The sequence below is a fragment of the Bacillus sp. RC252 genome (assembly GCF_044909215.1).
In the GTDB taxonomy this organism is placed as follows: domain Bacteria; phylum Bacillota; class Bacilli; order Bacillales; family Bacillaceae_G; genus Bacillus_A; species Bacillus_A mycoides.
In genome coordinates this window covers 525,092-538,574 of sequence record NZ_JBIYDV010000001.1, presented here as the reverse complement: position 1 = coordinate 538,574, position 13,483 = coordinate 525,092, and the positions used below count along the sequence as shown (strand labels likewise).

Sequence of the window (13,483 nt, the reverse complement as noted above, 5' to 3'; positions counted from 1 at the left end):
CGAATATATATGGGTTACGTAGGATTATTACTTTCAGGTGCAGCTTTATTTTTAAATAGTCTTGTCATATTAGGCAAAGTAGAGATGAAAAGTGCAGGTGTCTTTAATTTATTTGTGGGGGCATTACAAATTATCATTCCGTTCTATTTGATTATGATTTCTGATCAAAGTAATTGGACGGTATATTCATATGCGGCTACTTTTTTATTTGGTTTAACTTATTTATATGTAGGCGTTACTTTTATTAAAGGAATGGATAGTAGTGGACTAGGCTGGTTCTGTATTTGGGTAGCAATTATTGCTTTATTCTATATGATTGTTTCATTTGTTCAATTCCACGATGTTGTTAATGCGTTAACATGGTTTATGTGGGCATTACTTTGGTATTTATTCTTTGTATTAAATGCACAAAAAAAGAATATCAATCAATATCTTGGCAGAATTGCCTTTGTACAATCATGGGTAACATTGACGTTGCCTTCACTCTTTTATTTTATGGGAGTATGGGGCGAGGGATTCATATATGAACTATGGGTTTATGTATCAGTAATTTCTATTTTATATTGCTGCTATTGTATTTTTAAATATCGAGTACGTTAATGTATCGTGTGTAGAAAAAACATGGAATCGTTAAACTGATTCCATGTTTTTTTATTTTAGCGTTTATAATAATAGAGGTAGTATTTTACAATTTTTGAAAACGGGGATGATGAAGGTGAAAAAAGTATTGGTGCTAGGGGGAACAAGATTTTTTGGTAAACATTTAGTAGAAGTACTGTTGCAAGCTGGACATGATGTAACGATTGCGACGAGGGGAGTTACTGAAGATTCCTTTGGAGATGCAGTAAAAAGACTGATTGTAGATAGAGAAGATGAGAGGCTACTAGAAGAGCGTTTTGAAGGTAAAAGTTATGATATCGTATACGATAATTTATGCTATAGCTCGAATGCAGCGAAGATAATATGTGAAGTGCTAAAAGGAAAAACGAAGAAATACATTATGACATCTTCAATGGCTGTCTATGAGCCTGCGCTAGGCCTGTTAGAAGAAAACTTCAATCCGTACGAGTATACAATTACGTATGGAGGTAGGAATGATTTCAATTATAGTGAAGGTAAGCGATTAGCCGAAGCAGTTTTATTTCAACATGCAACATTTCCAGTTGTCGCAGTGCGTTTTCCAGTTGTTATTGGAGAAAACGATTATACGAAAAGATTACAATTTTACGTTGAACATGTTGTGAAACAAGAGTCTATCGTTGTGGATCATGTAGATGGAGAGTTGTCATTTATACATGAAAAGGAAGCAGGACAGTTTTTAGCTTGGTGCGGGATGGGAAACATAGAAGGGCCAATTAATGCTTGTAGTAACGGGGTGGTTTCTACCAGAGAAGTTATTCGTTTCATAGAAGAGAATACCGGGAGAAAAGCGCTCATTCAAGAAGTAGGAGATAATATAGCTCCTTATAATGGAGTGATTAATTGTACGTTACATAATGGAAAGGCTCGTGAATTAGGATTCCCGTTCCGAGAGTTGAAATTAGAGACGGAAAAAGTTTTACGTTATTACATAAATACAATGAAATAATCATAAATCCCCCGGTGGCAATCCGGGGGATTCTGGAGGATTTCGACAATACTAATTTTACATTACCAAATTTACCTTATACGCACGACTAATGTGTTTGTGATTGAATTGCTTGTAAATACTTTTCATTTACCAGGTCCCAGTTCACCGTATGCCACCAGTTGGTAACAAATTCTGGACGCCGATTTTGATACTTTAAATAATAGGCGTGTTCCCATACATCGATGACGAGTAATGGAATTTTACCTTCTTGCAAAGGTGTATCTTGATTGGGTGTACTCATAACGGAAAGTTCCTCACCGTCAAGAACAAGCCATCCATAGCCACTTCCAAAACGACTAATAGCTGCTTTGGAAAGTTGATCTTTTAAGTTGTCAAAGGTATTGAAATAATAATCAATTACTTTTGCAACGTCTCCATTAGGCTCACCGCCACCTCGCGGGCTCATTAATTCCCAAAAAAGACTATGACAATAATGTCCACCACCGTTATTTCTGACAGCTGTAACAATTTCTTTTGGTAAAGTTTCTAAATTACATAGTAACTCTTCTAAAGATTTATTATGTAATTCCGTATAGTTTTCTAAAGCGGCATTCAAGTTATTTACGTATGTCGCATGGTGCTTTCCATGATGAATAGAAAGCGTGTTGCTATCGATATATGGATCTAGTTCATCATAGTCATATGAAAGCTTTGGCAATTGAAATGAAGACATAACATTCCCTCCTTTCTTATTAAAAAGTTGGTCTAGGTAAAAATAATTTACCTGAGTCAAAAATACACCTATTTTTTATACAAGTCAATAGTAATCTCTTTAATTTTCTGAAAAATATTACAATAAAAGTAACACTTCGAATTTCATTTGTGACTCTTATTCTTTTTGCTTATACTGTAAAGTAGTAACGTTTTGTTGAAATAGAAGGAGATCGTTTATGAGTAAAACGAAACAATTAATAGAGGAAGCGAGTCATTTTATTACGGTTTGCTATAAAGAGCTTAATAAAGAACAATTCATAGAAGAGAGAATAAAAGAAATTCAAGTTGAGATAGAGAAGACGGGGACGTATGAGCATACATTTGAAGAACTTGTTCATGGATCACGAATGGCATGGCGCAATAGTAATCGATGTATCGGAAGACTATTTTGGAGTAAGATGCACATATTAGATGCACGTGAGGTAAATGATGAGGAAGGTGTATACAATGCATTAATTCATCATATTAAATATGCAACGAACGATGGGAAAGTTAAACCGACAATTACAATTTTTAAGCAATATCAAGGTGAAGAAAATAATATACGAATTTATAATCACCAATTGATTCGGTATGCAGGATATAAAACAGAAATGGGAGTGATTGGTGACTCTCATTCCACTGCGTTTACAGATTTTTGTCAGGAACTTGGCTGGCAAGGAGAAGGTACGAATTTCGATGTATTGCCACTTGTGTTTTCTATAAACGGGAAGGCACCTATATATAAAGAAATTCCGAGAGAAGAAGTAAAAGAAGTGCCAATTGAACACCCAGAATACCCGATTTCGTCACTTGGAGCAAAATGGTATGGGGTTCCAATGATTTCAGATATGTGCTTAGAAATTGGCGGTATTTCTTATACGGCAGCCCCGTTTAATGGATGGTATATGGGAACGGAGATTGGGGCTCGTAACTTAGCGGATCATGATCGCTATAATTTACTTCCGGCTGTTGCGGAGATGATGAAGCTCGATACATCGAGAAACGGTACGTTATGGAAAGACAAGGCGCTAATTGAATTAAACGTGGCTGTTTTACATTCTTTTAAAAAACAAGGAGTTAGTATTGTGGATCACCATACAGCTGCACAACAATTTCAACAATTTGAGAAGCAGGAAGCGGCATGTGGGCGGGTTGTAACAGGTAATTGGGTGTGGCTCATTCCACCGTTGTCGCCAGCTACCACTCATATTTATCATAAACCGTATCCAAATGAAATTTTGAAGCCGAATTTCTTTCATAAATAATAGCTAGTATAGTTTTTTTTCTGCAAAATATAATTTTTTTTAATTACTGTTACGTAGCAAATGGAAGCCTTTACTATCGGCTATTTTTGGAAAGGGCTTTTTGAACCAAGGAGTTCCTTATGTTATAATCAAATTTCTGTTTCGAAGACCTTATAGAAATATAAGGTCTTTTGTTTTGCTTTTTTATGTAATAGGAATAGAAATTTTCTTTTAAATAAGGGATTTAGCATATTTTTAGGGACAACATAAGTGTGTAGGAAATTGATGAATTATTATGCTTATATAATCATTGTGTTTTGGGTGTAAACAAGAAAACATAATAAAGTTGTTTTTTTAGATTGCTGAGGAAGGAGGAAGTGTAAATGAGGATGAAGAGTCGAAAAACGGATTGGCCTGTATTTCTTATTAGTGGTGGCTCACTTTTATTATTTGTAATTGCAGTTATTTTAAATAAAAGTTACGTAGAGGGAGCCATTAATAGCAGTTTTGCAGCTTCAATTAAATATTTTGGTGCCTTTTGGCAGGTTTTATTAATTGGTACATTTGTTGTTGCAATGTGTATGGCGTTTTCGAAATATGGGAGAGTTAAACTTGGGGGACTAGAAAAACCTGAGATTAGTACGACAAAATGGCTCGCTATTATTATGTCTACATTACTTGCCGGAGGTGGCGTTTTTTGGGCAGCCGCAGAGCCGATGTACCATTTGATGACGGTGCCACCAATACATGAAGGTATAACTGCTGGAACGAAAGAAGCGGTAATGCCGGCTTTAGCACAAAGTTATATGCACTGGGGTTTCCTGGCTTGGACGATTTTAGGTACAATTAGTGCGGTAGTTATGATGTACGGGCATTATCATAAAGATATGCCTTTAAAACCTCGAACGCTTTTATATCCTATTTTTGGAGAGAAATTACGAAAGAGTTGGCTTGGAACAATGATCGATGTATTTGCCATTATTGCGGTAGCTGCAGGGACGATTGGTCCAATCGGATTTTTAGGCTTGCAAGCAAGTTATGGGTTACAAGCATTGTTTAACATTCCTGATGTGTTTACTACTCAATTAGCCATTATTGTTTGTGTAGTAGCTGTTTCTACTATATCTGCGGTAACAGGAATTGATAAAGGGATTCAAATTATAAGTAATTTAAATGTTAGGTTAGCAGTTCTATTAATGGTATTTGTATTACTATTTGGACCAGGTGGATTTATTATCGATTCATTTGTTTCTTCGTTTGGATTTTATATAAATGAATTTATTCCAATGAGCACATATCGTGGTGATACAGCTTGGTTAGGATCGTGGACAATCTTTTTCTGGGGATGGTTTATTGGATATGGACCGATGATGGCAATTTTAGTGAGCCGAATTTCAAGAGGAAGAACAATCCGAGAAATCATCGTTGCAATTGGAATTATTGCACCTATTATTACAACGTTTTGGTTTACTATACTAGGGGGATCAGGTGTGTTTTATGAGTTAATGAATCCTGGTTCTATCTCGACCGCATTAAGTGAATCTGGTATGCCAGCGGCTATGATTGCAATTACAGAGCAACTGCCACTATCTAATATTATTGGACCTGCATTTCTTTTATTAACAATTTTATTTGTAGTGACAACAGGAGATTCAATGGCTTATTCGATTTCAATGGCAGTGACTGGAGATGGAGATCCTAGAATTAGTTTGCGAGTTTTTTGGTCGCTTATTATGGGCGCAGTTGCGGCGATTCTTTTATATATGGGTGAGGGAAGTATTAACGCCTTACAATCCTTCATTGTAGTGACGGCTGTTCCGGTATCTATTCTGTTATTCCCAATGCTATGGCTAGCGCCTAAAGTCGCAGGGGAATTAGCGTTAAAACAAGGTATTGTAAAAGAAGAAGATAAAACTAGCTTCTTGTTCCAAAAAGCTAGTAAATCAAAATAAATAATTGTATTTATATAAGAAGAGGAAGCATTTCATTTGAGATGCTTCCTCTTTGCTATTTATCCAAATACTTTTCCTGAGGGGACAGTATTTGGATAAATATTTCGTATAGTTTCAATCTATTCTAATACTTTATCTTTCGTCTCTGGGACACATAATAGCATTGTAACTAAACCGATTGGATAGATAATGAAGATGAGAGATAATGCTCCCATTAAATTACCACCTGCAGCAAGTAAGCCGATAATAACAGGTCCAAATCCAGCTAACCCACGTCCTGTACCGAAAATAAAGTTCTCTGCTGTCGAGCGAGCTTCAGCAGGATAGTTTTCAGCTAAAATTGCTCCGAATCCCCCCATCATGCCATTGGCAAAGAATCCAAGCAATGCACTTCCCCATAACAACGATGTTGAGTCTGTGAATAAGAAGAAGTAAATGAGACAGTATATAGTACCACCGACATAATAGATTGTAAAAGTTTTACGGCGACCAATTTTATCGGCTAGAATACCAAAAGTCGCAATTCCAATTAGCATGCCGATCGTAGAGATGAACATCCAGCCGCTCGCTTTTGCTAATGTGTAGTTATATTTATTCGCTAAAATAGTTGGCATCCATGTGAAAATTCCATAATATCCGAAGTTCTGGATGAATGACATAATAATAAGACCAATTGTTGTTATCGTTACTTTTTTATTGGCAAATAACTTTCGAAGTGGGAACTTTTTCATTTGCTTTAGTTGTTCTGCCTCAGTAGTTGTTAAATTACCTTTAGCTTCTTTTTGTAACAATTCTTTTTTGTATCGTTGTTTTTGTTCCCATATTTTCGGTTCACTTAAACTTTTGCGGACGTAAACAGCTAGTAGAGCGGGAATGAGTCCAAATAAGAAAACAGCTCTCCATCCGAAATGCGGGACGATAAATGCCGGAAGGAGTGAAGCGACTAGTACGCCAAATTGCCATCCAAGTGCAACAACGGATGTCGCCTTAGCGCGCATTTCTTTAGACCATGTTTCAGTTACGATGGCCATCCCAATCCCGAATTCACCACCAACTCCCATTCCAACTAAAAAGCGAAGAATTAATAATTGCCAATAATCTGTTGCGAAATAAATAAGTGCTGTTGCTAGTGAGAATAGTAAGATTGTGAAGGCCATCGTACGGATACGCCCAAATAAATCAGCAATAAATCCAAATAAATAAGACCCGATTAGCATTCCTATTGTGGTAGCTAATGTTAAGTTTCCACCTTCAACAGGGCTTAAATGAAATTCTTTTAAAATGTAGACGAGTACGAAAGATAAGAGCAACATGTCTAAACCTTCTGCTGCATATCCTAGCGCAGAACCAAACAATGTTTTATATCTTTTCTCTTTCGTCTCCTCTGTTGTTGATTGTACATCAGTAGTGACGTTCATCATTACTCCTCCTTATTTTCTTCTACAGTCACTATGGAAGAATAACAAAAGGCCTTCTCACCTGATATGATGAGAAGGCCAAAAAAGCATACGTATCCCTAAAAAAGACCATACGTATAGTATATTCCGACTTCCTTCTCAACCTCACGGGGTTGGGTTAAAGGACTGTATTATATTACTTTATTTTTAGCACTCTTCTGTTAGATTGTCAAATAAAGAGGGGATAGTTATGTGTAAAATATTTCAAAAAACATTTCATTCTCCTTGACGCACGCTTCATTATTTTCCCATAATAAAACTAACTAATATAAAAAGGAATGAATCACAGATGCTAAATTTAGTACTTATGATGATTGAACGCGTCGGACTTATTGTTATTTTAGGATTTTTACTCTCTCATATTAAAACGTTCCGGCGTCTTCTTCATAAGCAAGACGGATATGTAGATAAGTTTAAGCTTATTTGTATTTTTTCAGTGTTTACAATTGTAAGCAATTACACAGGGATTGAAATAGCAGGAAATACTATTATGAATGAAAATTGGTTACAAGGTGTTTCATCATCCAGCACAATTGCGAATACACGAATCATGGGTGTTGGAATTAGTGGATTGCTTGGCGGTCCTATCGTCGGAATTGGAGTAGGTTCTATTGCGGGTATTCATCGTTATATGCTTGGCGGGACGACGGCGGTAAGTTGTGCAATTTCATCAATTTTGGCTGGGATTATAACAGGTTATATTGGATACATTTTCAAAAAATATAACCGTACTATTACTCCTAAATTTTCTGCGATTTTAAGTGTTTTTATCGTTACTTTAGAAATGCTTATGATTCTATTAATTATAGAAGATGGACTTAGTGTTGTGAAAACAATTGCGCTACCGATGATTCTTGTAAATAGTTTTGGCAGTTTCATTTTACTTTCGATGATACTAGCTATTTTACGACAAGAAGAAAACGCAAAAGCTTTGCAAACGCATAAAGTATTACGAATCGCTGATAAGACGTTACCATATTTCCGCCAAGGGTTAACAGAAGAGTCTTGTAAACATGTGGCACAAATTATTCACCGCTTTACGGGAACAGATGCGGTATCCTTAACAGATACAGAGGAAATCTTAGCTCACGTTGGATTAGCATCAGATCATCATATTCCTTCACACAGTTTAATAACAGGTTTATCAAAAGAAGTATTAAAAACAGGGAAAATAATGAAGGCAAAATCACGTGAGATTATTAATTGTCAACATGAAGGGTGTCCATTACAAGCGGCAGTTGTTATTCCATTAACTTCACATGGAAATACGATAGGAACATTAAAACTTTATTTTAAAAACCCTAATCAATTAAGTCGTGTTGAAGAAGAGTTAGCGGAAGGGCTAGCGAAAATATTCTCCACACAGCTTGAGTTAGGTGAAGCTGAGTTACAAAGTAAGTTATTGCAAGATGCCGAAATAAAAGCGTTGCAAGCGCAAATCAATCCGCATTTTTTATTTAATGCAATTAATACCGTATCGGCTTTATGCCGAACAGATGTAGAAAAAGCGAGGAAATTATTATTGCAGCTTAGCGTTTATTTTCGTTGTAATTTGCAAGGGGCACGACAATTACTTATTCCATTAGAACAAGAGTTGAATCATGTACATGCATATTTATCGTTAGAGCAAGCGAGGTTTCCGAATAAGTATGAAGTGAAGATGTACATTGAAGAGGCACTAAAGGTGACTTTAGTTCCACCATTTGTGCTTCAGCTATTAGTTGAAAATGCATTGCGCCATGCTTTTCCGAAAAAGCAGCCAGTGTGCCAAGTCGAGGTACATGTGTTTGAAAAAGAAGGGATGGTTCACTTTGAAGTAAAGGATAATGGACAAGGGATTGAGAGTGAACGTCTAGAGCAATTAGGAAAAATGGTAGTTCCATCAAAGAAAGGGACGGGAACAGCCTTATATAATATTAATGAACGACTTATCGGGTTATTTGGGAAAGAGACAATGCTTCAAATTGAAAGTGAATTAGAGCAAGGGACAAAGATCCTCTTTGTGATTCCGAAAAGAGTAGAGGAGGAAAAACGGAGTGTTAAAAGTATTAGTAGTTGATGATGAAATGTTAGCACGGGATGAATTGAAATATTTATTAGAGAAAACAAAAGAAGTAGAGATAATTGGTGAGGCGGATTGTGTAGAGGATGCATTAGAAGAATTAATGAAAAACAAACCAGATATTGTTTTTCTAGATATTCAATTATCTGATGATAATGGATTTGAAATCGCGAATATATTAAAGAAAATGAAAAACCCACCTTCAATTGTGTTTGCTACTGCATATGATCAATATGCGTTGCAAGCATTTGAAGTAGATGCGTTAGATTACATTTTAAAGCCATTTGATGAAGAACGTATCGTACAGACATTAAAGAAATATAAAAAACAAAAGCAAATAAAGTTAGAAACAAAGCAAGATGTAAAGAGTGTAGATGTAACGGCCGAGATGCATAAATTAGCATTACCAATTGAAGAATCGATTGTACTCGTAAATATTGAAGATATTATATATGTAGGACTTGTGGACGGAAAGGTGACAGTAAAAACGATGAGAGAAACATATGTAACACACGATACACTTGTAATTTTGGAAAAGAAGTTGCCGCAAGCAAGTTTTATGCGTGTCCATCGCAGTTTTATTGCAAATATTAATCATATTACAGAAATACAACCATGGTTCAATTCTACATATAATTTAATTATGAAAGAAGGATCAAAAGTACCTGTTAGCCGTACATATGCAAAAGAACTCAAAAAGCTACTTCGTATTTAAGAAGTAGCTTTTTGTATTTCGTCTGCCTATTTTTGTAACTAATTTTGTATATTTGACGTTCTGTTATGTAAACGCTTACAGCTTTGTTTTTATCTTATACAATAAAGGTACCAAATCGAAAGAGGTGGCCAAAATGAGTACGAAAAAAGTATATAGTTTCTTATCACAAGCATTCATATTTTCAGCTATTATGTTAGTTTCTAATATTATTGCAACGCATTTACCAATTCCGATGCCTTCATCGGTGATCGGATTAGTTATTTTATTTAGCCTATTATGTTTAAAAGTTATTAAATTGGAACAAGTTGAATCACTCGGAACGGCTTTAACAGGTATTATCGGATTCCTTTTCGTTCCATCAGGTATTTCGGTTATTAATTCTCTCGGTGTAATGGGACAATATTTTGTACAAATTTTAACTGTAATTGTTGTCGCAACAATTATTTTACTCGCTGTAACAGGATTATTTGCACAATTTATTTTAGGAAAAGACGATAAAGAAATAGAAGATACGAAAGAATTGAAAGTAGTAAATAAAGGACGTAAGCACGGAAAAGTTGCGTAACCAATTTAGTATATATTGTTAGGAGGGAATGAACATGGCAAGCACAATGACTCCATATTTTGGAATCGTCGTTTCGTTAATTGCATACGGAATCGGAACGTTTTTATTCAAACACTCAAAAGGATTCTTCTTATTTACACCACTATTCGTAGCAATGGTATTAGGGATTGTATTTTTAAAGGTAGGTAACTTTACCTTTGAGGAATATAATACGGGCGGGAAGATGATTAGTTTCTTCTTAGAGCCAGCAACAATCGCCTTTGCAATTCCATTATATAAACAAGTTGATAAGTTAAAAAAATATTGGTGGCAAATTTTATCGGCTATCGTGGTTGGATCTATTTGTTCAGTGGTTGTGGTGTTCATTGTCGCAAAAGCAATTGGTCTAGATACAGCTGTAATGAACTCAATGTTACCGCAGGCAGCAACAACAGCAATTGCATTACCAATCTCTGAAAGTATCGGTGGTATTCCAGCAATTACATCATTTGCAGTTATCTTTAATGCTGTTATCGTATACGCATTAGGAGCTTTATTCTTAAAAACATTTAGAGTTAAACATCCGATTGCTAAAGGTTTAGCGCTTGGAACAGCAGGACATGCGTTAGGGGTTGCAGTAGGTATCGAAATGGGTGAAGTAGAAGCAGCTATGGCCAGTATCGCTGTGACAGTGGTTGGTGTCGTAACAGTGGTGGTTATTCCAATGTTCATGCCGTTTATTGGATAATAAAACTTACTAAAAAAAATATAAAAGCAAGTTATTTGTAGGACGGATTTCTACTGATAGCTTGCTTTTTATGTTACAGTAGTGGTAAGACCTATTGAAGGATAAAAGTTTCCTTAAATCTTCATTAATACTACGTATAATGCGTTCTGAAATAGGTCATTGTATTGTAAAATAAGAAGTAACATAATATATAGCACAATTAACGGGTGGTTAGGGTTGAATATAAATTGCTCGCAATGGCTTTAATATTAAAGGATAATTATAAGTAGAAAATAGAGAGAGATCTACTTGTTAACGTTTTACTTTATAGGACAGGAGAGAGTACTCGTCGATTATGCAAATAAAAAACCTGTTTCAAAGCAAAGGATTTCAGAGGTTAATCGTATTAGTATTACTTGCTCTCATATTGTATGGGATGCAAAGTATGTTAAATTTAATTTTAATTACGTTTATGTTGACGTATTTAATGGATCGATTCCAAAAGTTTATTTCTCGTAAATTAGATCATTTCATGCCAATTAATCGAAAAATTATTATAGCGCTTTTATATGTAATGTTAGTGGCAGGAATTGCCATTACGCTATTTAAATATTTACCGGTATTAACAATACAAATTTCACAATTGATTTATCAATTTAATGTATTTTTAAGAAATCCACCTGATAGTGAATTAATTAAGTATGCAGTTAATGCTGTTAATCATATGGAGCTTTCTAAATATGTGGGGCAAGGCGTAGACATTTTGTATAAATCTATTACGAATGTTGGGAAATTTGGCCTTCAAGTTTTACTTTCTGTAATTTTAAGTTTATTTTTCTTACTTGAAAAAGCACGTATCGTTGCTTTTACTTCGAAATTTAAAGAAAGCCGACTTGCAATTTTCTATAACGAAATAGAGTATTTCGGAAAGAAATTTGCACGCTCATTTGGAAAAGTAATCGAAGCACAATTTTTAATTGCAATTGTTAACTGTGTTTTATCTGTTATTGCATTATGGATATTAGGATTCCCGCAATTACTAGGTTTAGCGTTAATGATTTTCTTGCTTGGTTTAATTCCAGTGGCGGGTGTTATTATCTCGTTATTCCCACTCTGTATGATTGCTTACAATATTGGCGGTATTATGTATGTCGTTTATATTGTAGTTATCGTAACAGTAATTCATGCACTTGAGAGCTATGTATTAAATCCGAAGTTTATGTCTCAAAAAACAAACTTACCAATCTTCTACACATTTATGGTATTAATTTTCTCTGAGCATTTCTTAGGTGTGTGGGGACTTATTATCGGTATTCCAATCTTCATTTTCTTATTAGATGTCTTAGATGTGACAAGTGATGAAATGGAGAAGGACGTTGAAAAAAATAAAGTGAAGTAAAGAAAAAGCATCGATGTTCGATGCTTTTTCTTTTATAACATGACGTTCCTTATGCCATACTGTAAGGAGAAGATAGAATAGGGGTGAAATAATGGCTGTAAATGAAAAGATAGAGTTAGCTACGTTTGCCGGAGGGTGTTTCTGGTGTATGGTTTCGCCATTTGAAGAGATGGAAGGGATTATACAGGTTGTTTCAGGCTATACAGGTGGCCATAAAGAGGATCCAACGTATAAAGAAGTGTGCTCGGAAACAACTGGGCATTATGAAGCAGTACAAATTACATTTGATGCAAATAAAATGCCGTATGAAGAGTTGTTAAATATATATTGGAGACAAATTGACCCGACTGATATAGGGGGACAATTCCACGACCGCGGGCAGTCTTATGAAACGGTGATTTTTTATCATAATGAAGAACAACATAAAAAGGCAGAGGCTTCAAAAGAAGAGCTCGAGAAAAGTGGGCATTTTTCGAAGCCAATTGCGACAAAAATATTGCCAGCTGCTACGTTTTATCCAGCTGAAGAATATCACCAAGGATATTATAAGAAGAATACATTTCGCTATGAGTTATATCGTAAAGGCTCAGGTCGAGATGCTTTTATTAAACAACATTGGCCAAAGAATAATGCTCATTTAAAAGAAAGATTAAACGAGATGCAGTTTTATGTAACACAGGAAAATGGGACAGAACCGCCTTTTCAAAATGAGTATTGGAATCATAAAGAAGAAGGGCTTTATGTAGATATTGTTTCGGGGGAACCATTATTTACTTCTTTCGATAAGTTCGATAGCGGCTGTGGATGGCCGAGTTTTACGAAACCAGTTATGTCAGCTAGTGTGAAAGAAAAAATGGATGTTAGCCATAATATGACGCGTACGGAAGTGAGAAGTAAAGAAGGAGATTCACATCTTGGGCATGTATTTTCAGACGGCCCGGGACAAAACGGCCTTCGTTATTGTATTAATTCGGCAGCGCTACGCTTTATTCAAAAAGAAGATTTAGAAAAAGAAGGATATGGTGATTTCCTAATCTTGTTTGGGAATAAAAAATAA

At 35.4% G+C, this 13,483-nt stretch carries 12 protein-coding genes and 1 pseudogene; 11 read left to right on the top strand and 2 right to left on the bottom strand.

Annotated features, from left to right (window positions below):
• Window positions 1-9 precede the first annotated feature (9 nt).
• Window positions 10-600 (top strand): AmiS/UreI family transporter, encoded by a 591-nt coding sequence (locus ABH960_RS02705; RefSeq protein WP_002068662.1) that lies wholly within the window; start codon window positions 10-12, stop codon window positions 598-600.
• A 43-nt stretch (window positions 601-643) separates the two neighbouring features.
• Entirely contained in the window at window positions 644-1,588 is a 945-nt protein-coding gene (locus ABH960_RS02700) for an NAD-dependent epimerase/dehydratase family protein (RefSeq protein ID WP_404442532.1), read from the top strand.
• Between the two features lie 88 nt (window positions 1,589-1,676).
• On the opposite strand, the gene sodA is transcribed toward ABH960_RS02700, so the two are convergent.
• Window positions 1,677-2,303, bottom strand: a complete 627-nt coding sequence (sodA, locus tag ABH960_RS02695; RefSeq protein WP_404442529.1) for a superoxide dismutase [Mn] — start codon at window positions 2,301-2,303, stop codon at window positions 1,677-1,679.
• A gap of 217 nt (window positions 2,304-2,520) precedes the next feature.
• Here sodA and ABH960_RS02690 point away from each other — a divergent pair, with 217 nt between their 5' ends.
• Together ABH960_RS02690 and ABH960_RS02685 are read left to right on the top strand one after the other, a co-directional pair.
• Window positions 2,521-3,591, top strand: a complete 1,071-nt coding sequence (locus ABH960_RS02690; protein ID WP_002089906.1) for a nitric oxide synthase oxygenase — start codon at window positions 2,521-2,523, stop codon at window positions 3,589-3,591.
• A gap of 362 nt (window positions 3,592-3,953) precedes the next feature.
• Complete coding sequence (locus ABH960_RS02685) at window positions 3,954-5,522, top strand: BCCT family transporter (RefSeq protein ID WP_002089904.1); 1,569 nt, start codon at window positions 3,954-3,956, stop codon at window positions 5,520-5,522.
• A 119-nt stretch (window positions 5,523-5,641) separates the two neighbouring features.
• On the opposite strand, the gene ABH960_RS02680 is transcribed toward ABH960_RS02685, so the two are convergent.
• Complete coding sequence (locus ABH960_RS02680) at window positions 5,642-6,940, bottom strand: MFS transporter (RefSeq protein ID WP_016127605.1); 1,299 nt, start codon at window positions 6,938-6,940, stop codon at window positions 5,642-5,644.
• Window positions 6,941-7,268: 328 nt separating this feature from the next.
• On the opposite strand from ABH960_RS02680, the gene lytS reads away from it, so the two are divergent.
• From lytS to msrB, 7 genes and pseudogenes are all read left to right on the top strand, one after another.
• The gene (gene lytS / locus ABH960_RS02675) at window positions 7,269-9,038 is read left to right on the top strand and encodes a two-component system sensor histidine kinase LytS (protein ID WP_404442524.1); all 1,770 of its coding nucleotides are present in this window, start codon (window positions 7,269-7,271) and stop codon (window positions 9,036-9,038) included.
• Window positions 9,016-9,756 carry a LytR/AlgR family response regulator transcription factor gene (locus ABH960_RS02670; protein WP_404442521.1) on the top strand — a complete coding sequence of 247 codons (741 nt, stop codon included), beginning with the start codon at window positions 9,016-9,018 and terminating at the stop codon, window positions 9,754-9,756. Before lytS ends, ABH960_RS02670 begins: the two co-directional genes overlap by 23 nt.
• A 133-nt stretch (window positions 9,757-9,889) precedes the next feature.
• On the top strand, window positions 9,890-10,321 hold the full coding sequence (gene lrgA, locus ABH960_RS02665; RefSeq protein WP_000104908.1) for an antiholin-like murein hydrolase modulator LrgA: 432 nt from the start codon (window positions 9,890-9,892) through the stop codon (window positions 10,319-10,321).
• 34 nt (window positions 10,322-10,355) lie between these two features.
• Window positions 10,356-11,048, top strand: coding sequence for an antiholin-like protein LrgB (lrgB, locus tag ABH960_RS02660; protein WP_404442517.1), 693 nt, complete (start codon window positions 10,356-10,358; stop codon window positions 11,046-11,048).
• A gap of 334 nt (window positions 11,049-11,382) precedes the next feature.
• Window positions 11,383-12,426 (top strand): AI-2E family transporter, encoded by a 1,044-nt coding sequence (locus tag ABH960_RS02655; RefSeq protein ID WP_002089894.1) that lies wholly within the window; start codon window positions 11,383-11,385, stop codon window positions 12,424-12,426.
• Window positions 12,427-12,517: 91 nt separating this feature from the next.
• Window positions 12,518-12,985: pseudogene (msrA, locus tag ABH960_RS02650) on the top strand (peptide-methionine (S)-S-oxide reductase MsrA); the annotation flags it as partial.
• A gap of 45 nt (window positions 12,986-13,030) precedes the next feature.
• A complete protein-coding gene (gene msrB / locus ABH960_RS02645) occupies window positions 13,031-13,483 on the top strand; it encodes a peptide-methionine (R)-S-oxide reductase MsrB (protein ID WP_404442637.1) in 453 nt (150 codons plus the stop codon).